General features: G+C 38.2%; 23 protein-coding genes and 2 other annotated features. Of the genes, 22 read left to right on the top strand and 1 reads right to left on the bottom strand.

Annotated elements, in window-relative coordinates; all coding sequences use genetic code 11:
- The first annotated feature begins 38 nt into the window (after positions 1-38).
- Both OZX59_RS03810 and OZX59_RS03805 read left to right on the top strand, forming a co-directional pair.
- Positions 39-929, top strand: a complete 891-nt coding sequence (locus OZX59_RS03810; RefSeq protein WP_277126818.1) for an ATP-binding cassette domain-containing protein — start codon at positions 39-41, stop codon at positions 927-929.
- Positions 922-2,136 carry an ABC transporter permease gene (locus OZX59_RS03805; RefSeq protein ID WP_277126817.1) on the top strand — a complete coding sequence of 405 codons (1,215 nt, stop codon included), beginning with the start codon at positions 922-924 and terminating at the stop codon, positions 2,134-2,136. The genes OZX59_RS03810 and OZX59_RS03805 overlap by 8 nt, the downstream gene beginning before the upstream one ends.
- Before the next feature lie 69 nt (positions 2,137-2,205).
- Here OZX59_RS03805 and OZX59_RS03800 read toward each other — a convergent pair whose 3' ends face one another.
- On the bottom strand, positions 2,206-2,493 hold the full coding sequence (locus tag OZX59_RS03800; protein ID WP_277126816.1) for a hypothetical protein: 288 nt from the start codon (positions 2,491-2,493) through the stop codon (positions 2,206-2,208).
- A gap of 138 nt (positions 2,494-2,631) precedes the next feature.
- Positions 2,632-2,877: a binding site (T-box leader), on the top strand.
- A gap of 58 nt (positions 2,878-2,935) precedes the next feature.
- Between OZX59_RS03800 and OZX59_RS03795 the strand changes: the two genes are divergently transcribed.
- The 20 genes from OZX59_RS03795 to OZX59_RS03700 all read left to right on the top strand — a co-directional run bounded on the left by OZX59_RS03795 (position 2,936) and on the right by OZX59_RS03700 (position 18,796).
- Positions 2,936-3,829, top strand: coding sequence for a proline iminopeptidase-family hydrolase (locus OZX59_RS03795; RefSeq protein WP_277126815.1), 894 nt, complete (start codon positions 2,936-2,938; stop codon positions 3,827-3,829).
- Between the two features lie 13 nt (positions 3,830-3,842).
- On the top strand, positions 3,843-5,465 hold the full coding sequence (locus OZX59_RS03790) for a peptide ABC transporter substrate-binding protein (RefSeq protein WP_277126814.1): 1,623 nt from the start codon (positions 3,843-3,845) through the stop codon (positions 5,463-5,465).
- Positions 5,466-5,599: 134 nt separating this feature from the next.
- Positions 5,600-7,021, top strand: coding sequence for a cysteine--tRNA ligase (cysS, locus tag OZX59_RS03785; protein WP_277126813.1), 1,422 nt, complete (start codon positions 5,600-5,602; stop codon positions 7,019-7,021).
- Complete coding sequence (locus OZX59_RS03780; protein WP_277126812.1) at positions 7,014-7,457, top strand: ribonuclease III domain-containing protein; 444 nt, start codon at positions 7,014-7,016, stop codon at positions 7,455-7,457. The genes cysS and OZX59_RS03780 overlap by 8 nt, the downstream gene beginning before the upstream one ends.
- The gene (gene rlmB, locus OZX59_RS03775; RefSeq protein ID WP_277126811.1) at positions 7,444-8,196 is read left to right on the top strand and encodes a 23S rRNA (guanosine(2251)-2'-O)-methyltransferase RlmB; all 753 of its coding nucleotides are present in this window, start codon (positions 7,444-7,446) and stop codon (positions 8,194-8,196) included. The genes OZX59_RS03780 and rlmB overlap by 14 nt, the downstream gene beginning before the upstream one ends.
- A gap of 32 nt (positions 8,197-8,228) precedes the next feature.
- Positions 8,229-8,447 (top strand): hypothetical protein, encoded by a 219-nt coding sequence (locus OZX59_RS03770; protein WP_277126810.1) that lies wholly within the window; start codon positions 8,229-8,231, stop codon positions 8,445-8,447.
- A 68-nt stretch (positions 8,448-8,515) separates the two neighbouring features.
- The gene (gene rpmG / locus OZX59_RS03765; protein WP_277126809.1) at positions 8,516-8,665 is read left to right on the top strand and encodes a 50S ribosomal protein L33; all 150 of its coding nucleotides are present in this window, start codon (positions 8,516-8,518) and stop codon (positions 8,663-8,665) included.
- A gap of 6 nt (positions 8,666-8,671) precedes the next feature.
- Positions 8,672-8,842, top strand: coding sequence for a preprotein translocase subunit SecE (secE, locus tag OZX59_RS03760; protein WP_277126808.1), 171 nt, complete (start codon positions 8,672-8,674; stop codon positions 8,840-8,842).
- 99 nt (positions 8,843-8,941) lie between these two features.
- Positions 8,942-9,490 carry a transcription termination/antitermination protein NusG gene (gene nusG / locus OZX59_RS03755; RefSeq protein ID WP_277126807.1) on the top strand — a complete coding sequence of 183 codons (549 nt, stop codon included), beginning with the start codon at positions 8,942-8,944 and terminating at the stop codon, positions 9,488-9,490.
- Positions 9,491-9,617: 127 nt separating this feature from the next.
- Complete coding sequence (rplK, locus tag OZX59_RS03750) at positions 9,618-10,043, top strand: 50S ribosomal protein L11 (protein ID WP_277126806.1); 426 nt, start codon at positions 9,618-9,620, stop codon at positions 10,041-10,043.
- A gap of 72 nt (positions 10,044-10,115) precedes the next feature.
- On the top strand, positions 10,116-10,808 hold the full coding sequence (rplA, locus tag OZX59_RS03745; protein ID WP_277126805.1) for a 50S ribosomal protein L1: 693 nt from the start codon (positions 10,116-10,118) through the stop codon (positions 10,806-10,808).
- Between the two features lie 143 nt (positions 10,809-10,951).
- A complete protein-coding gene (locus OZX59_RS03740; protein ID WP_277126804.1) occupies positions 10,952-11,833 on the top strand; it encodes a phosphate ABC transporter substrate-binding protein in 882 nt (293 codons plus the stop codon).
- Positions 11,820-12,812 (top strand): phosphate ABC transporter permease subunit PstC, encoded by a 993-nt coding sequence (gene pstC / locus OZX59_RS03735; protein WP_277126803.1) that lies wholly within the window; start codon positions 11,820-11,822, stop codon positions 12,810-12,812. Before OZX59_RS03740 ends, pstC begins: the two co-directional genes overlap by 14 nt.
- 6 nt (positions 12,813-12,818) lie before the next feature.
- Positions 12,819-13,712, top strand: coding sequence for a phosphate ABC transporter permease PstA (gene pstA / locus OZX59_RS03730; protein ID WP_277126802.1), 894 nt, complete (start codon positions 12,819-12,821; stop codon positions 13,710-13,712).
- Positions 13,713-13,721: 9 nt separating this feature from the next.
- Positions 13,722-14,519 (top strand): phosphate ABC transporter ATP-binding protein PstB, encoded by a 798-nt coding sequence (gene pstB, locus OZX59_RS03725; RefSeq protein ID WP_277126801.1) that lies wholly within the window; start codon positions 13,722-13,724, stop codon positions 14,517-14,519.
- A gap of 12 nt (positions 14,520-14,531) precedes the next feature.
- Positions 14,532-15,287 carry a phosphate ABC transporter ATP-binding protein PstB gene (gene pstB, locus OZX59_RS03720; RefSeq protein WP_277126800.1) on the top strand — a complete coding sequence of 252 codons (756 nt, stop codon included), beginning with the start codon at positions 14,532-14,534 and terminating at the stop codon, positions 15,285-15,287.
- A gap of 18 nt (positions 15,288-15,305) precedes the next feature.
- A complete protein-coding gene (phoU, locus tag OZX59_RS03715) occupies positions 15,306-15,974 on the top strand; it encodes a phosphate signaling complex protein PhoU (RefSeq protein ID WP_277126799.1) in 669 nt (222 codons plus the stop codon).
- A 33-nt stretch (positions 15,975-16,007) separates the two neighbouring features.
- Positions 16,008-16,135: a sequence feature (ribosomal protein L10 leader region), on the top strand.
- A 34-nt stretch (positions 16,136-16,169) separates the two neighbouring features.
- A complete protein-coding gene (gene rplJ, locus OZX59_RS03710; RefSeq protein WP_277126798.1) occupies positions 16,170-16,679 on the top strand; it encodes a 50S ribosomal protein L10 in 510 nt (169 codons plus the stop codon).
- A gap of 48 nt (positions 16,680-16,727) precedes the next feature.
- The gene (gene rplL / locus OZX59_RS03705; protein ID WP_277126797.1) at positions 16,728-17,090 is read left to right on the top strand and encodes a 50S ribosomal protein L7/L12; all 363 of its coding nucleotides are present in this window, start codon (positions 16,728-16,730) and stop codon (positions 17,088-17,090) included.
- A 242-nt stretch (positions 17,091-17,332) separates the two neighbouring features.
- Entirely contained in the window at positions 17,333-18,796 is a 1,464-nt protein-coding gene (locus tag OZX59_RS03700) for an SLAP domain-containing protein (protein ID WP_277126796.1), read from the top strand.
- Positions 18,797-18,955: the final 159 nt, after the last annotated feature.

Here is an 18,955-nt window from a genome sequence, read left to right as displayed (position 1 = left end):
ATTTATAAGTGGGAGTTTATTTTTTTAAAGGGGAAATTATGTTAAAAATTGACCAGGTTAGTAAGAATTATGGCGAAATAGCGGCCCTCAAGCAGGTTAGCTTTACTGTAAAACCTGGAGAAATTCTGGGGCTAATTGGAAAAAACGGTGCAGGTAAGTCGACCTTATTTCATAGTATTTTACGGTTGATTAAGTTTCAAGGGAGTATTACTTGGAACGGTCAGTCGATTACGGCGCAGGCGTTTGATGAAATTGGTTATTTGCCAGAAGAACGTAGTTTGTTGCCTAATTTGACTGTTGGACGACAAATTTCATACTTGGCTAAGTTGAAGGATTTCAAGGCTAGTAATGAATTAATCGATCAATGGTTAGCTCGTTTTGAAGTTAAGGGAAATAGACAGACTAAGATAAAATCATTGTCTAAAGGTAATCAACAAAAAGTGCAATTAATTTGCACTTTAATTCATAAGCCAAAATTGATTATTTTAGATGAACCATTTAGTGGATTAGATCCAGTTAATGCAGGATTACTTAAAACGGCAATTATAGCAGCTAAGCAACATGGCGCAGCAATTATTTTTTCTAGTCACAATATGGCTAACGTCGAAGCTGTCTGTGACAAGTTAGTAATGTTTAATTTGGGACAAATTGTTTTAGCGGGTAGCACACAGTCAGTGCGGGCCCAGTTTGGCAGGGTGAATTTATTTATTACGACAGATTGGTCTGAGCAGCAGCTACAAAAACTTCCAGGAGTTGCTGAAGTAATACGACGCAATTCGCGACAGTATTTACTTAAGTTACGTGATGAGACTTTTGGACCAGCAATTTTTAAGCAATTAACTAATGGCAATTATATTGAAGAATTTAGTCAGCAGCCGCCTAGTCTAGCAGAAATTTTTCGTATGAAAGCTGGTGCAGCTAATGCGTAAATTATGGACGATTATTAGTGAAACGTATAGCCGTCAAGTTAAATCTTGGAGTTTTTTGTTACTAGTTTTAGGACCATTTTTGCTGTTAGCAGTTAGTCTTGGAGCAGGCTATCTTGCAGCTGTTAATAGTGGGGAATTGACGAAACCACAAATAGCAGTAATTAGTTCACAAGCAGATTTGCGGCAAAATTATGCTGCGCAAAGTAAAGTTAAGATTAAGCAATCAATTACTACGCAAGCTGCGGCAAAAAAAGCAGTTAAGCAAGATCAAATTAAGGGTTACTTGCTTTTAACTAACACTCATGGCAAATTAGAGGCCACTTTTTATCATGGTGATAATGCCAATACGCCTAAAAAAGCTGATATTAATGCAACTTTAATTCAATTGCAAAGTAGCCTGAATATTCGTCAAGGGCACCTAACTAGTCAACAATTGCAGGCTTTGCAAGTGCAACCAAATTTAAAAACTGTTAGTTTGAATAATTCTAGTAATAATGATGATGTACGTTATATTACAATTATGGTTGTTTTGATTATTATTTATATGATTGTTTTAACTTATGCGTCAATTATTACCCAGGAAATAGCTGGTGATAAAAGTCATAAAATAATTGAAGTGATCTTTTCGAGTACCACGCCCGGAGTGTATGTCTGCGGCAAAATTATTGCCTTACTGTTGATGATTATGACACAACTAGTCGCTTATGTCTTAATGGCTTTAGCTGCTTTAGCCACTGCCCAAACTATTCCGACGACCAAAGATTGGCTGGCTGCTAATCAGCCAGTTTTAGGAGAAATTTTACATAATTTTACTGGTTCAATAGTGTTGTATATTGTGCTAGGAGTAGTTGCTTATACTGTCTTATCAGCTTATTTTGGCGCATTGGTCAAAAGTAGTGATAATGCTGCTAAAGCTGCACAACCAGCATCAATGTTAGCAATAGCCGGTTTTTTAATAGCAATAACTTTTATCAATCAGCCGCAAAACATTTTGGTTAAAATCTTGTCGTACGTTCCTTTATTTTCATCATATCTGATGCCGGTGAGAATGTTTGCGGACAAGGTTAATTCGTGGGAAGTGTTGGTATCCTTGTTGCTATTGTTAGTCACGATTTGCGGTTTCCTATGGTATCTTTGCCGAGTGTACGGCAAGTTGATGTTACAAAAAGAAACACCTAAGTGGCGTTTTTCTTTATTTAAGAAGTAGTAGAAATATAAAATCTCCTCTTAAGCAAGATTGTGCTCAAGAGGAGATTTTTGAGATTGATGTAATGCTTTATAGCTTAAATAGGTAGCGAATTAGAAAAGCAGCTCCTAGAATACTTAGCAAATACAATGCTACGAATCCACCTGCAATAAATAGTTCAGACCAGCTTTGTTTAACTGGTTTAATGTGTGGCTCAATTAAAAAGCCAATTGCCGCAATAACAATTCCTAATATCAGATCGGCAAAAGCCAATTTTGGATAGCGAATTATATCTAAGATGGCAGTGATTATACTAATTAAAGCCATCGTACTTACCAGCTGATGTTGTTTAAAAAAATTGCTAAGAAAAGTTTTCATTTTGGTACCTCCAATTAATATTATTTTAGCGTAAAAAGATAAAAATAAAATAAGACTTTGTAATTTATTTTTAAAAAAAGTAATTGACAAGTAGAAAGATTAGCCTTATGATTTAAGTTAAATAAAAATGATAAAAAAATAAAAGCAAAGAAAAAGTAAGTAAGAAGTAATAATTGCTTAGCGAACCTGGTCTAGTGCAAGCAGGTGTAACTGTTACTAACTGAAAATCACTTTTGAGCTGCAAGCTGAAAACTAGTAAGTATTGCCGGGATGCATCCGTTATTTTCGCAGCAAATCGCAGCTTAGTCTGCCGTTTGTGGAAAGAGGCTTTTTGGTAAAGCAAAAAGCAAAATTAGGTGGTACCGCGCTAGTAGCGTCCTATTTAAGATTTATTCTTAAATAGGACGCTTTTTTTATCAAAAAAATAAAGGAGTAGAACAAAATGACAGGAAGCAAAATTGTAACATTAACTAATGGATTTCATTTATTTACCCGGACTGTGGGCAGTGGCAAAATTAAATTATTATGTGTCCATGGAGGACCAGGGAGTAATCATGAGGAATTTGAAAACTTTGGCGATGAATTAGCCAATTACGGCGTTGAGGTTTCAATGTATGACCAACTAGGCTCATTTTATTCCGATCAACCTGATTTTTCTGATCCAGCTAATCAAAAATATTTGACCATCGATTATTATTTATCAGAATTAGAAGAAGTCAGACAAAAGCTGGGCTTGGATAATTTTTATTTACTAGGTCATTCATGGGGTGGATTATTGGCCCAAGAGTATGCCTTAAAATATGGTCAACATCTTAAAGGGCTAATAATTATGAGCATGATTGACAATATTCCAGAGTACATTACAAATATTAATCGTTTACGCGATGAAATGTTTTCAGAGTTTGAAGTTAATTATATGAAAGAAGTTGAAGCGGAAAATCGTTTTGACGATCCAAAATATAATGAATTGGTTGCTAAGCTCTATCAAGTTTATGTTATGCGCCATCCAGAAAATGCTGGACATCATACCGTATCGACTAATGCTACACCAGTTTATAATTATTTCCAGGGAAATAATGAGTTTGTGATGACTGGAACCCTGAAAGATTGGGATCGCCGCAGCGATACACACAAGATTACTAATAAAACGCTATTGACCTTTGGCGATCACGATACAATGCCGTTAGCTGTTGCGCAGCGCATGCATCAAGAGATGCCAAACTCGCGCTTAGTATTGACACCTGATGGTGGCCATTGTCACAGCAGTGATAATCCTAAGGCATTCTTCCAGACTTTAGGAGAATTTTTAACAGATGTAGAAACGGACCGATTTTGAGGAGAATTAACTGATGAAGTATAAATTTTTATTGACATTGCTAGCTAGTTCGGCAGTTTTATTAGCTGGCTGTGGACATGAACAGAAATCAAGTACTAGTGCTAAGCCTGCTCAAAAGCTGACATTAATGCAGACTAGTGATTTATTATCACTAGATACTTCTGAACATGCAGATTTGCCAACTTGGAATACCTTAGAGAATTCAATGGAGGGGCTTTATAAAGCGAATAGTCAGCACGAGCCAGCTCCTGCAATGGCAACTAAAGTAGTTAAACCAACTAATCATGGCTTGACTTACACTTTTAATTTACGCAAAGATGCCAAATGGAGTAACGGTGAGGCAGTTAGTGCTAAGGATTTCGTTGCTTCTTGGCGGCGGTCAGTTTCACCTAAGTCCAAATCAGGCTACAATTATATTTTTTCTGGAGTAAAGAATGCCGATGACATTACTGCTGGCAAAAAACCTGTTAGCAGCTTGGGAGTGTCTGCACTTGATGATCATACTTTACGAGTACAATTGGAACACCCAATGCCATATTTTGATAAGATGATGGTGATGCCAGCGTTTTTCCCAGAGAATCGCACAGCTTTAAGGAAATTTAAAACCAAGTATGGTACCAAGTCAAAGTATGTCTATTATAATGGTGCCTTTAAGGTTACTAAGTGGGATGGGTCAAATGATAGTTGGGTATTAAAGCCAAACAAATATTACTATGCTAAGAAAAAAGTGCATTTAACTAGTTTAAAGTATTTAGTTGTCAAGGATGCTAATACTGCACATGAATTATTTGAACGTAACAAGTTAGATGATGCAACCATTACCGGTGTGACAGCAAAAGAATTGCAAGGTGACAAAAATATTGTCCATGAACGTAAAGCCGGCAATTATTATTTGCGGGTTAACTTGCGCGGTGGGCAACCTTTAACTAATCAAAAGATGCGTCAGGCAATTAGCCTAGTGCTAGATCGCAAGGCGCTAACTAAAAATGTGTTGGCAGATGGTTCACTGCCAGCTTATACTTATACTGCTAAAGATTTGGCTAATGATCCTACTAGTAACAAGGATTTCGCTACAGAAACCACACCTAAGGACAAATACAATGTTGCTAAGGCTAAAAAGCTTTGGCAAGCAGGGCTAAAAGAAAGCCATTTAAGTAAGACAGTTAATTTAGAACTACTAGGTGATGATCAAACGATTACTAAGAATGTTGCACAATTTTTGCAAGATTCGCTTGAGAAGCATTTACCTAAAGTTAAGGTAGAAATCCGCAATATACCTGAAAAGGCGGTATCTAGTGAAACTAGTAATGGTAAGTTCTCATTGGGACAAACATTGTGGCTTGCTGATTATTCTGATCCAATTAGTTTTATGGATATTTTGAGTAGCAGTAATCCGCAAAATAAGGGTAAATACCATAATCAAAAATTTGATAAACTTTACCATGCTGCTAGTCTTGCCAGTGAACCAAAAGTTTATTGGTCAAAATTACGCCAGATGCAGCAGCAATTAAACCAAACTATGCCAGTTATTCCACTATATCAAATGGTTGAAAGCCACCTTGTTAATCCTAAACTAAAAGGTGTCTTGCGCCATCCAGTTGGTGAAGACGACTACACAAGAGCTTATCTTCAATAATTTTTTATGATAGTAATGTCGCTAAGGAGCAGCATTGCTATTTTTGTGGTTAATTTTATTGTCCAATAGTGTTTGCAAACCATAATTCTGCTAAAATAGGAAATAGTTATATTTAAGGAAGAGGCAAACTGGCCATGAAGATTTATAATACTTTGACCAAGCAAAAAGAAGAATTTAAGCCAATTAAACCGGGGCAAATTTCGATGTATGTTTGTGGCCCGACTGTCTACAATTACATTCATATTGGCAATGCCCGCAGTGTTGTTGCTTTTGATACTATTAGACGTTATTTTGAATATCACGGCTATCAGGTGAATTATGTTTCAAATTTTACTGATGTTGATGATAAGATGATTAATGAAGCACAAACTGAAGAAACGACGGTACCTAAGCTAGCTGAGCGTTACATTGCGGCTTATTTAGCTGATACTAAAGCACTTAATGTTGAGCCAGCAACTTTGCATCCACGTGCAACTGAAGAAATACCAGCGATTATTGCCTTTATTCAGAAGTTAATTGCTAAAGGATATGCATATGAAAGTCATGGTGACGTTTATTATCGTACCAAAAAATTTGAAAATTATGGTCAACTAAGTAGTCAAAATATTGCAGAGCTTGAAGAAGGTGCTTCGCAACACACTAATGTTCGTGAGCAAGAGCGTAAGGAAGACCCAATTGACTTTGCCTTGTGGAAAGCACAAAAAGCTCCTGATGAAATTGCGTGGGCTTCTCCTTGGGGCTTGGGGCGTCCTGGCTGGCATGTGGAATGCTCTGTTATGGCTACTAAATATTTGGGTGAAACCATTGATATCCATGGTGGTGGTCAAGACTTGGAATTTCCACATCATGAAAATGAGATCGCTCAAAGTGAAGCTGCAACTGGCAAGCAATTTGTCCACTATTGGCTCCATAATGGCTTTGTAACGGTGGGTAATCAGCAAGAAAAAATGTCTAAGTCACTGCATAATTTTGTTACCGTTCATGACATACTGCAAGATGTTGATGCACAGGTGTTGCGCTTCTTTATGGCTAGTGTGCAGTATCGCAAGCAGATAAATTATTCGGCTAAAAATTTAGAGCAGGCACAGATTATCTTGCAGCGCTTTAAGAACACCTTGACTAATTTGGCTTATCGATTAACTGATAATACGTCAAGCCAACCAGCAAAGCAACTTGAACAAGCTTTAGCTGAGACTAAACAAAAATTTGATTCCGCAATGAACGATGACTTTAATGTGCAAAATGCTCTAGCGGCAATTTATGATTTTTTGCCAATAATTAATGCACATCTTAGTGAAGCTGAGGTGGATAAACCTGTTTTGAAACAAGTACAACAAGCATTAACCACTTGGTTAGCAATTTTTGGAATTGATACGTCCAGCTTAATTGCCAAGGAAGCTGATGATGACAAACAAGTTGCTGAATTAATTGCTAAGCGCGAGCAAGCAAGACAGAATAAAGACTGGGCATTAAGCGACCAGATCCGTGACCAATTAAAGCAAATGGGAATAACTATTCAAGATACTGCTCAAGGAACGAGGTGGAGTCGTGACTAAAATTAAAAAATTAACGGAAGAACAAGTCAATCCAGATACGTTAAATGGACAAACTTTGGCTTATTTGGGTGATGCAGTTTATGAAATTAGAATTAGACAGCACTTAATTAAAGGCGGAATTGTTAAGCCCCAGGTTTTGCAACGTGAGGCAACCTACTATGTTTCGGCTAAAGCCCAAGCAGCTTTAATTACTAAATTACAAGCAGATGATTTGCTAACAGCAGATGAATTAGCTACATATCGCCGCGGACGCAATGCTAAGAGTCATACCAAAGCTAAAAATACCAGTTTGTCAACTTATCAGATGTCAACTGGTTTTGAAGCCGTTTGGGGCTATTTAGAACTATTAGGTCAAGAAGCGCGCATTGCGGAATTAACTTCGTGGTGCATTAAGACAGTAGAGGAAGGTGGAATTGAGCAATATGACTTCAAATGAGCAAGATTTTGTATTTGGTAAACATGCAGGTTTAGATTTTTTAAAGACTCAATCTGCGCAGCGGATTAATAAGGTGTTTTTACAAGAGGGCGTTCAGGAAAGTTTTGCTAACGAAGTGTTTTCCTTGGCTAAACCAAAGGGTATCGTAGTGCAAACTGTGCCTAAGAATAAGCTAGATCGGTTAGTGCAAGGTGGTAATCATCAAGGTTTGGTCTTGACTATTGCCAGCTTTGAATATGCGGATTTAGATGAATTGCTGAATCGATTTGAAGACGAGGATAAGCGTCCCTTTTTATTAATGCTTGATTCAATTGAAGATCCGCATAATTTGGGTTCGATTTTGCGTTCAGCAGATGCTACCGGAGTTGATGGGATTATTATTCCTAAGCGTCACGCTACTGGATTAACTTCGGTGGTTGCCAAGACATCGACTGGGGCAATTGATTATGTACCAGTTGCCAGGGTCAATAACTTAGTCCAGACTAGTCAAATGCTAAAAAAGCGTGGTTATTGGCTTTTTGGCACTGATATGCAAGGAACAGATTATCGGCAATGGGATGCTAATGGTAAGACAGTTCTGGTGATTGGTAATGAAGGTAAGGGTATCTCCAGATTGCTAAAAGAGCAAATGGATCAAATGCTGACTCTGCCAATGCGTGGACATGTCCAGTCACTTAACGCTAGTGTGGCAACTGGGGTGTTGCTGTACCAGATGCTTGATAGTCGTGTAACTAAATAATTTTTGCTTGTGCATGATAAGGGGAGTCGTAAATGACTAGAGAAACCAGTCAAAATAGTATTTTGGATCAACCAATGAGGCAGGTTCTTGATAATAGTAGCGATACTGAAACAATGAGAAGCTTTTTATGGAATTATTTTATGGAGCAGGCTGGCAATGATAGTGTAGCAGCAGAAACCGCCATGTTGCCACTATTGCAAAAAAGTGATCAAGAAATTATTGCCTTTGCTGATGAACAATTAAAAAAGTAAGCTAATCATTAAATTAATTGCCCCAGCTTGATTTTTTTGATAAACTACAATAGTTTGGAAGTGAGATTATGGTAGTGAAAAAAGCATCTTTGGCTTGCAGCGTTTGCGGCTCGCGTAACTATTCAATTACCACCAGTAAGAATCGCACACAGCGGCTTGAGCTCAATAAATTTTGTAAGCATTGTGGTAAAAAAACTCTGCATAAGGAAACGAGGTAAGCGGTAGTGATTAAATTTTTAAAGAGTGTTGGACATGAGATGAAATTGGTAACTTGGCCAACAGCTAAGCAAAATCGCCATGATACTGCAATTGTGGTTGGTACTTCAATCTTGTTTGCGGTATATTTAGGTGCATTGGATTTGTTATTTAGCAGTCTGACACAGATAGTGATGTAATAGCAATATTTTCCTATGTATGTTATACTAGTTTCAGTTAGAAAAACCTCTTACGTAGAGGCTTTTTTTGTTGGTCAAAATAGAAAAGAGAGTTAAGTAATGGTTGAAACAACGAAAAAGCAATGGTTTGTATTGCATACTTATTCAGGTTATGAAGATAAGGTTAAGTCCGACCTGTTATCACGTGCGCAAACCATGGGAATGCAAGATTATATTTTTCGAGTAATGGTGCCGGAACAAGAAAAGATTGAAACGGTCAAGGATAAGAAAAAACAAGTCGAAGAAAAGATTTTTCCAGGGTATGTTTTGGTGGAAATGGTCATGACTGATGAAAGTTGGTTTGTGGTTCGTAACACACCTAATGTTACTGGGTTTGTCGGCTCTCACGGTGGTGGTTCTAAGCCTTCACCGCTACTTGAAGAAGAAGTCAATCGCTTATTGCGCCAGCAAGGTGAACCGGCCAAAAGAGCACAAGTTGATTTTGAAGTTGGTGAAACAGTCACGATTATCGATGGTGCCTTTAATGGTGTTGAAGGCAAGATTACAGAAATTCAGCCTGATAAGTATAAATTATTTGTTTCAGTAGATATGTTTGGTCGAGAAACTACGACTGAACTTGATTATGAGCAAGTTAAAAAGATTGACTAACTTATTAGTTAAAATTGCAATTATCCGTAGTTAATGCTAAAATACTTAAGTACTTTTATTACTGTGGGAGGAGAAGTAAGTTACCTCTCCATTTTCACCACATCACGGAATCAAGGAGGTTTTGACCGTGGCAAAGAAAGTTATTAATGTTGTCAAATTACAAATCCCAGCTGGTGCTGCAACACCTGCACCTCCAGTTGGTCCTGCTTTAGGTCAAGCGGGGATTAACATTGTTGGTTTTACTAAGGACTTCAATGCTAGAACAGCTGACCAAAAGGGCATGATTATTCCTGTAGTCATCACAGTTTATGAAGATCGTTCATTCGAATTCATTACTAAGACTCCACCAGCTCCAGTGCTTTTGAAGCAAGCTGCTAACCTTGAAAAGGCTTCAGGTGAACCAAATACCAAGAAAGTTGGTAAGGTAACCAAGGACCAAGTTAAGGAAATAGCCGAAACTAAGATGAAGGATCTCAACGCTGCAGATGTTGAAGCTGCTATGCGGATGATCGAAGGTACTGCTAGAAGCATGGGTATCGAAGTCGCAGACTAATCCTGTTATTTATAACAATTTAGGTGGGAGAACTGAAATGTTTGTTTGACCACATATTAAGGAGGAAATCACATGCCAAAGCATGGTAAAAAGTATTCAGAAGCTGCTAAAAAAGTAGATTCAAAGAAATTATATTCAATTGCCGAAGCAATGAAGTTAGTTAAAGAAACTTCATATGCAAACTTCGATGCTTCAGTAGAGGTCTCATACGACTTGAGTGTTGATCCAAAGCAAGCTGACCAACAAATCCGTGGTTCACTTGTGTTGCCTAACGGTACTGGTAAGACCCAAAAAGTAGTAGTCTTTGCTGAAGGTCCACAAGCTGAAGAAGCCAAGGCTGCCGGTGCTGATGAAGTCGGTTCAGATGACTTAGTTGAAAAAGTTCAAAATGGCTACTTAGACTTTGATGTTGTTGTTGCAACACCAATGATGATGGCTAAAGTAGGACGTTTGGGTAGAGTATTGGGACCTAAAGGTTTAATGCCAAACCCGAAGACTGGTACAGTCACTATGGACATTGAAAAGGCTGTTAAGAACGTTAAGGCCGGTCAGGTTGAATACCGCGTTGACCGTCAAGCCGCTATTCACGCAGCTATTGGTAAAGTTTCATTTACTGACGAACAATTAATTGAAAACTTTAACGCATTGCGTGATGTTATTTTACGTGCTCGTCCATCAGCTGCTAAAGGTCAATACATTAAGGGAGTAGCCGTTGCTGCAACCTTTGGCCCAGGGATTAAGCTAGATCCACTAAACTTAGAATAATTAAGTTAATTAAAAAGTAAAAAAGCAATTTGTTATTTTTAACAGATTGCTTTTTTTTACTCAATTTCGACAATTATGATTGGTCATTCTGTTAAGTTTTGGTAAACTAGGGTAGAATTTTAATATCTAATTGAGGGATTACAATGCGTAAAAATAACTTGGGCAGTTTATTAACCTTGATTTTGTTTGTTCCACTTTTATTAGTGGGATGTAGTAAAGATCAAGCCAAAATTACGGTTGTTGGTGCTAGTAGTGTACAGCCACTAGTCGAACAGGCAGGTAATGATTATCATCTTGCTCATCTAAGTAGTAACATTGTCGTACAAGGCGGCGGCTCAGGAACCGGGCTAAGTCAAGTTCAGGCTGGTGCTGTTGAAATTGGTACCGCTGATGTATTCGCCGAAACACAACCGGGAATTAATGCCCGGAAGTTAGTTGATCATCAAATTGCGGTAGTAGGGATAGTTCCAATTGCCAATAAGGATGTTGGTGTTAGCAACTTGTCGGCTAAAAATTTAATGCGAATTTTCACTGGTAAAATCACTAATTGGCGGCAAGTGGGTGGCAAGAATTTACCGATCATTGTCATTAATCGTTCTCGTGGTAGTGGTACTAGGACAATTTTTGAAGATTTAATTTTGCAAGGTAAAGAGGCAATTAATTCACAAGAGCAAGACTCTAATGGGACAGTCAAAAAGATTGTCAGTTCTACTCCAGGGACGATCTCATACATTTCTTTTCCTTATGCTAATGATTCACATATTCAAAAATTAAGTATTAATCAAGTTAAGCCAGTAAATCATAATATTTTGACTAATAAGTGGCCGCTTTGGGCGTATGAGCATATGTATACTAAGGGTAAACCAAATAAGTCAACTGCTGCGTTTATTGACTATGTACTAAGTGAAAAAGTCCAGAAAAATTTGGTTCCTAAGACTGGTTACTTGAGTATTCATGAAATGAAAGTATCACGTGATAGCAAAAATAAAATTACAAAAATAGGTGATCCACATGAGCAAAAATAAGCAGGACTTACAGGAAGTTGTTGAACAAGCGATTGCTGAGCAAAAGGTGCCGCATGTTAAATTTAAAAAGACAGCTCCACAAAATGTAGATGTTGCGAAGTTAACTAAAGCTTCAAAGGAAACTCGTCAGGAACGCTGGGGTAAAGGGTTGACTTTCTTGGCGATAATTTTAATTGGTATTTTGATCATTGCGATTATTGGCTTTGTCGGGATGCATGGCCTGGCAACTTTTACTAGTGACAAAGTAAATATTGGGCACTTCTTATTTTCAAGCGAATGGAATCCCAGTGCTGGCAGTAGTCATGTTGGTGCTGGAGCGATGATTGTTACGTCGTTTGCCGTCACTTTGCTGGCTGCACTAATCGCTACCCCCTTTGCGATTGCTGTTGCCTTATTTATGACAGAATTTGAATTAGGAAAAAGATCTAACTTGTTACAGTCGGTAATGGAGCTGTTAGTTGGTATTCCGTCAGTAGTTTATGGCTTTTTGGGATTAACTGTAGTAGTACCAGCGATTAGAACTATCTTTGGTGGTACTGGTTTTGGTATTTTAGCCGCAACTTTAATTTTATTTGTTATGGTATTACCAACAATTACTTCACTAACTGTTGATGCCTTTAAAGCTGTTCCTAAAGAATTACGCAAGTCATCAGCTGCTTTAGGGGCAACTAGGTGGCAGACGATTTATCATGTGGTGCTGCGAGCTGCTCGTTCACGAATTTTGACTGCAATTATTTTTGGAATGGCGCGGGCTTTTGGAGAAGCCTTGGCTGTTCAAATGGTAATTGGTAACGCAGTGTTAATGCCGGCTAACCTAGTTAGTCCATCAGCCACACTAACTAGTCAATTGACTAGCCAAATGGGGAATACGGTTATGGGAACTTTACCTAACAATGCTCTTTGGTCACTAGCGTTGCTGTTATTGGCAATGTCGTTATTTTTCAACTTCTTGGTACGCTTGATTGGAAAGAGGAGCTAACATTAAATGAATTCAAAAAGGAACGATCGTATAGCGACTGGTGTTATTTATTTCTTAGTTGGGTTAGTAATTCTATTATTAATTGGAATTATTGGTAATATTTTATTGTCGGGTGTGCCACATTTGTCATGGGACTTCTTGACTAAGGCATCATCGTCGTTTGAAGCAGGCGGCGGGATTCGGGATCAATTGTTTAACTCACTATATCTATTAGTCTTAACCTTATTAATTTCGTTACCCATTGCCTTAGGGGCAGCAATTTATTTGGCTGAATATGCGGCAGATACTTGGCTAACCAGGTTAATTCGTACGACAATCGAGATTCTAAGTTCGCTACCATCAATTGTTGTAGGGCTATTTGGCTACTTAGTTTTTGTCGTTCAGTTTGGACTCGGCTTTTCGATTATTGCTGGTGCTCTTGCATTAACTTTTTTTAATTTGCCGATTTTGACTAGCAATATTGAACAGGCAATTAATGGTGTGCCACAAGCTCAGCGTGAAGCGGGTTGGGCGTTAGGTTTATCTAATTGGAAAACGATTCGCGGGATTGTCTTGCCAGCAGCTTTACCTGGAATAATTACCGGGGTTATCTTGAGTGCTGGAAGAGTTTTTGGTGAAGCAGCTGCCTTGATATATACGGCTGGTCAAAGTGGGTCTACAATCGATTATGCTAATTGGAATATCTTTAGTCCAACGAGCTTTCTTAATGTGATGCGCCCAGCTGAAACGTTGGCGGTTCACATTTGGAAAGTAAATACGGAAGGAATTGTTCCTGATGTTAATGTGGTCTCGGCAGCGACTTCTGCTTTGTTAATCATCGTAGTCATCATTTTTAACTTTGGTGCACGTGCTTTAGGTAACTGGCTATATAAGCGGTTGACTAGTGCTAGGGCAAAGTAAGGAGTTTTTATGGAAAATATGCAAAATCAGGCTTACATTAAGACTTTTAAGCAGCAAGATTGTGCGATTACCACCAAGGACTTAAGTGTTCGTTATGGCGGGACTAATCAAAAGTTGTTTGATGTTAGTTTGGGCTTTAAAAAGAATACGATTACCGCTTTAATTGGTGCTTCTGGTTCAGGAAAATCGACTTTTTTACGGTCTCTAAATCGGATGAATGACCGAGTGGCGGCAGTTGATGGTCAAATCATGTTTCATGGTTTAGATGTAAATCAAAAAAAGATTAACGTTTATGAGCTACGCAAAGCGATCGGGATGGTTTTTCAAAAACCGAACCCTTTTCCTAAATCAATTAGGGAAAATATTACTTATGCGCTAAAGGCCAATGGCTCTCAAAACAAGGCTAAACTTGAGCAAACAGTTGAAGAAAGCCTTAGGGCAGCAGCGCTATGGGATGAAGTTAAAGATAAACTTGATCAAAGTGCTTTAGCTCTGTCGGGTGGACAACAGCAGCGCTTGTGTATTGCGAGGGCATTAGCACTAAAGCCTGAAATTTTATTACTTGATGAGCCTGCAAGTGCATTAGATCCAGTTTCCACAGCTAAACTTGAAGATACTCTTAAGCAATTGCGGAGTAAGTACACGATGATCATGGTAACGCACAATATGCAGCAAGCGTCACGAATTAACGATTATACTGTCTTTTTTCATTTAGGACGAGCACTTGAATATGATACGACAACTAATATCTTTACTAACCCTCAAGGTGAAATTACTGAGCAATATATTCAGGGGAGTTTTGGCTAAAGGAGCGAAATTATGACAAACATTATGGAAGTCAAGAATGTCAAGTTAAACTATGGTAGCTTTGAAGCGTTGCATGGAATTAACTTGGCTTTTCCCAAGCAAAAATTGACCGCCTTAATTGGTCCATCCGGTTGTGGTAAATCTACTCTTTTACGTTGTTTGAACCGGATGAATGATGATATTGAAGGCATTAAGATTACTGGCAACGTTCTGCTAGAAGATCAAGATATCTATCAATCTAGGCTGGATTTAGTTGTATTACGTAAAAAAGTAGGGATGGTGTTTCAGCAGCCAACGCCATTTCCATTCTCAGTATTTGATAATGTAGCTTATGGGCTAAAAATTGCTGGAATTAAAGATAAAGACGTTATTGAAGAACGAGTAACGGAGAGTCTTAAGCAAGCAGCTATTTGGGATGAAACTAAGGACAATTTACAACGCAATGCTCAGGATTTTTCTGGTGGACAACAACAGCGAATTTGTATTGCTCGTGCGCTAGCAATTAGACCAGAAGTGGTTTTACTTGATGAACCAACTTCAGCGCTAGATCCAATTTCAAGTGCCGAAATTGAAGAGACATTGCTTGGCCTAAAGCAAGATTATACCTTTATCATGGTGACCCACAATTTACAACAAGCCAGTCGTATTTCTGATCAAGTTGCCTTTTTGATGAATGGTGATTTGATTGAAGCAGGTTCCACTCAGGAAATGTTTTTGGCACCAAAAAAAGAAATCACCAGTAATTATCTAAATGGACGTTTTGGATAGAAAGTTTGAGGTAGCAAAGTGCACGAGATATTTTTAGATGAATTGAAAAAACTAAATACGCAATTTATGGAAATGGGAGTTTTAGTTAATGATTTAATCGATCAGGGGACCAGGTCGTTTGTCGATCATGACAAAAAATCGGCCCAAAAAATGATTACTGAAGCTGATGTTGTCCCTAAAGAAGCCATCAGAATTGAAAGGAAATCCCTTGATCTAATGGCATTACAGCAACCAGTGGCAACTGATTTTCGAGTTGTGATTAGCATTTTAAAAGCAACAACTGACTTAGAGCGAATTGGCGAAAATGCACTTAGCATCGCGCTGGAAACGATTCGCGTTAAGGGTAATCCGCGAATTAAAGCGGTGGAAGACATTATTTCGAAAATGACCCACCAAGTTCGCAAAATGCTAATTCAGGTATTGACTGCCTATGTCCAAGAGGATGAGAAGACGGCCCGCAAAATGTTGTCTGACCGCGAAACAGTAATGAATGACTATCAAGAAGCACGAAAAGTTATTATTGATGGTGTTGAACAAGATACCAATGTGGCGGTAGCATCCGCTAGTTATTTTGTGATTATCAGATTGCTAGAACGGATTAGTGATCATATTGTTAATTTGGCCAGCTGGGTTATTTACAAAACTTCAGGTGAATTATTCGAATTAGCAGAGCCAAAGATTGAATAAAAAATTTGCGTTGGAAAGCTGTTACTGTTATACTGATCAGAGTAAATTCTACCTAAGACTCGGGTGGCATAACGCCTTAATTTCCCGCCGAGGCCGGAAGATAATGAAGACTTTTTGAGGAACTCCATGTCTTGCTTGGCATGGAGTTTTTGGCCTTATTAGGATTTATTAATGAATTTGTGGAGGTGAATCTAATTGAGTAAAGCTGCTATTGCTGCAAAGGCTGAATACGTTGACGCGTTTGCTGAAGAACTTAAGAGTGCAAAGGCTATCTTGGTAATTAATTACCTAGGGATGTCAGTTGAAGAAGTTACTAATATGCGTAAGGAACTTCGTGATAACGATGTTAAGATGAAAGTTATCAAGAATACTTACCTAAGACGTGCTGCTGCTAAAGCTGGTATCGAAGGTCTTGATGATACTTTTGTTGGTCCAACTGCTGTTATTTATACAGATAATGCTGATGACGTAACTGAACCTGCTCGTATTGTTTCAAAATATGAAGATGACATTGATGTGATCGAGATTAAAGGTGGTATGCTTGAGGGTAAGTTGACTTCTAAAGAAGAAATCAAGGAACTCGCTGCTATCCCTGGTCGTGAAGGCTTGCTATCAATGCTTGTTTCTGTATTACAAGCTCCTGTGCGCGACTTCGCATGTGCTGTTAAGGCTGTTGCTGATTCAAAAGATGAAGCTGCAGAATAAAATATTGTAAATTATATCTGATACTGATTTTTCGGAGGATACTTAAATATGGCTTTAGATACTGAAAAGATTATTGAAGACTTAAAGAGTGCTTCAATTCTTGAATTAAATGACCTAGTAAAGGCTATTGAAGATGAATTTGATGTTACTGCTGCTGCCCCAGTTGCTGCTGCAGGTGCTGGCGCTGAAGCTGCTGCTAAATCAACTTATGACGTTGAATTGACAGAAGCTGGCCAAGAAAAGGTTAAAGTTATTAAGGCTGTTCGTGACCTTACTGGTCTTGGCCTTAAGGACTCAAAAGACCTTGTTGATGGTGCTCCTAAGAACGTTAAGGAAGGCGTTTCTGAAGACGAAGCTAACGACATTAAGGCTAAGCTTGAAGAAGTTGGTGCTTCAGTAACTTTGAAATAGTTACTGACCAACTGGTCAAGCTAATAAGAAACCGCACAAGCTCAAAATTAGAGCTTGTGCGGTTTTTGTTTCTCGTTTTTGTACAACGAAAATTACTTTATCATTATTTAGAAGATTACGATAATAAAATTAATTTGTTGTGGAAGTACGGGCAAATAATTAAAGCGATTGACTAATAGCTAGGTGTATAATTATTACTAATAGAAATATTTAATATGATTTGCTTTGAGGTAAATAATAAAATGAAAAACAGAAAACTAGTGTTGCTATTAACAGCAGTCTCATTGGCTGCCGCACCAACTACTATGTTGCTAAATTGTTCAGCTTCAGTGCAAGCTGCTGCAACTACGGTTAAGTTAGGTCTAAATCATAAGACACGTGTTTATAATAAAAAAGGACAGAAATTATGGTATTACCAAGGCTCAAGCGCACTTATATCTAGTAAAAAGACCGTGAAAGCTGCGAAAAAAATTAAGTCAATTACTGATCCGTATTCGAAGCAGTATTCATTTCATGATAATGAATGGAATTGGTTCTATTTGCCATATAAAGTAATCAAGGGACAAGAATATTACAGTATCGGTCATGGTGGTTATATTAAGGCGGCCAATGTTGATACAGTCAACAAACAGGAATTGATGACCAATCGGGTGACAATCAAGCTGACGAAAAAGATGCTTGACGAGAAAAATACGATTAAAGTTTATGATGCTACAAGTGATCAAAAGCAACCAGTGCATTTTAAATTGGGTCAAAAGGTTACATTTGATGCTCAAGTAGATGGTAACAATGATTGGGGAACTTTTCGTACTGATTCGGGAACATACTACCTGTTGAGGATTAAGGGAACCGATAAGTATTTTGTCGAGGAATATGATGAAGATGGTGATAGCTTAACACCGACTTATACTACTAAAAATTTATTGCCATATGCCAAGTATGAACAAGTTGCAGTTATTGCTAATACACCTTTATATAACGAAAACGGTGAATTAGCCAAGGAACATACTAATCATGGCCAACGCAAGGTGACACTCAAGAAGGGTAATAGCACTTATGGTGTCACTAAGGAACTGTATCTTCGGCTACCTGGACAAAGTAAGGCAGAATTGTTTTATCAATTTCAAGATGGCTGGGCTACATGGGATGCTTATAATTTAGTCAAAGCTGCCGATGTTAAATATGCTTACGGTCCAAGGCTGCAAATTGTTAATACAGAAGCTGATGCCATGAGCGGCAAGGCACTGGCAACTGACGCTAATCGGGCCGAGTTAAAAGCATTACTGGATGAAGCACCAAAAGTACGAGCAAGTGAACGCTATAGTTATTCGCAGTTTGAAGTTTATTATGATAGTGCAATAACGGAGGGGCAAAGAGTTTATGACGCACTGATTAGCTCAGATACAGAAATAAAGGCAGCAATAGCTAATTTGCAGGGTGCTGACCAAACTTTAAATGATGGGAAAAGGGTTCCTGTCAAGGATTTGCAGCACATAACTGATGATGAAGCTGAAAAGATTGTTACTTTAGCAGACCACGCTAGCTACCTGAAATATCCGAAAACTAATAATTTTCAAAATCGCCAAGTGAAGTTTAATGATGATAAGACCGAGCTAGATTTATTTATCACGGATTCGAGTAGTAAACCCGCAACTATGAAAAAGTATAAGCTGGATGTTAATGACTACGTGACTAAGGAAAATTAACTGCAATAGGCAAATAATAGTCAACTAGATGGCAAATGGCAATCTTTTTAGTCGTTTTGACTGAGTAAGGTAGCGGTGGAATAATCCTTGAACTTCTTTCTTGTTGTGATTCCTAATATAGAAGATTGGAATCAAATTTTTCTTTTGTAGCATTCATGT

The organism is Lactobacillus sp. ESL0681, from assembly GCF_029392835.1.
GTDB lineage: Bacteria > Bacillota > Bacilli > Lactobacillales > Lactobacillaceae > Lactobacillus.
Note: the sequence above shows the minus strand (reverse complement) of the source record. Positions and strands in the feature narration are given on the sequence as shown.

Bases quoted from the DNA above. Each gene is read 5' to 3' on its own strand.
- pstC (WP_277126803.1), top strand. From the start codon at position 11,820: ATGAGCAAAAATAAGCAGGACTTACAGGAAGTTGTTGAACAAGCGATT.
- OZX59_RS03770 (WP_277126810.1), top strand. From the start codon at position 8,229: ATGACTAGAGAAACCAGTCAAAATAGTATTTTGGATCAACCAATGAGG.
- pstA (WP_277126802.1), top strand. From the start codon at position 12,819: ATGAATTCAAAAAGGAACGATCGTATAGCGACTGGTGTTATTTATTTC.
- OZX59_RS03700 (WP_277126796.1), top strand. From the start codon at position 17,333: ATGAAAAACAGAAAACTAGTGTTGCTATTAACAGCAGTCTCATTGGCT.
- rpmG (WP_277126809.1), top strand. From the start codon at position 8,516: ATGGTAGTGAAAAAAGCATCTTTGGCTTGCAGCGTTTGCGGCTCGCGT.
- rplL (WP_277126797.1), top strand. From the start codon at position 16,728: ATGGCTTTAGATACTGAAAAGATTATTGAAGACTTAAAGAGTGCTTCA.
- rlmB (WP_277126811.1), top strand. From the start codon at position 7,444: ATGACTTCAAATGAGCAAGATTTTGTATTTGGTAAACATGCAGGTTTA.
- OZX59_RS03805 (WP_277126817.1), top strand. From the start codon at position 922: ATGCGTAAATTATGGACGATTATTAGTGAAACGTATAGCCGTCAAGTT.
- cysS (WP_277126813.1), top strand. From the start codon at position 5,600: ATGAAGATTTATAATACTTTGACCAAGCAAAAAGAAGAATTTAAGCCA.
- OZX59_RS03800 (WP_277126816.1), bottom strand. From the start codon at position 2,493: ATGAAAACTTTTCTTAGCAATTTTTTTAAACAACATCAGCTGGTAAGT.
- nusG (WP_277126807.1), top strand. From the start codon at position 8,942: ATGGTTGAAACAACGAAAAAGCAATGGTTTGTATTGCATACTTATTCA.
- OZX59_RS03810 (WP_277126818.1), top strand. From the start codon at position 39: ATGTTAAAAATTGACCAGGTTAGTAAGAATTATGGCGAAATAGCGGCC.
- rplA (WP_277126805.1), top strand. From the start codon at position 10,116: ATGCCAAAGCATGGTAAAAAGTATTCAGAAGCTGCTAAAAAAGTAGAT.
- OZX59_RS03740 (WP_277126804.1), top strand. From the start codon at position 10,952: ATGCGTAAAAATAACTTGGGCAGTTTATTAACCTTGATTTTGTTTGTT.
- OZX59_RS03790 (WP_277126814.1), top strand. From the start codon at position 3,843: ATGAAGTATAAATTTTTATTGACATTGCTAGCTAGTTCGGCAGTTTTA.
- OZX59_RS03795 (WP_277126815.1), top strand. From the start codon at position 2,936: ATGACAGGAAGCAAAATTGTAACATTAACTAATGGATTTCATTTATTT.
- pstB (WP_277126801.1), top strand. From the start codon at position 13,722: ATGGAAAATATGCAAAATCAGGCTTACATTAAGACTTTTAAGCAGCAA.
- pstB (WP_277126800.1), top strand. From the start codon at position 14,532: ATGACAAACATTATGGAAGTCAAGAATGTCAAGTTAAACTATGGTAGC.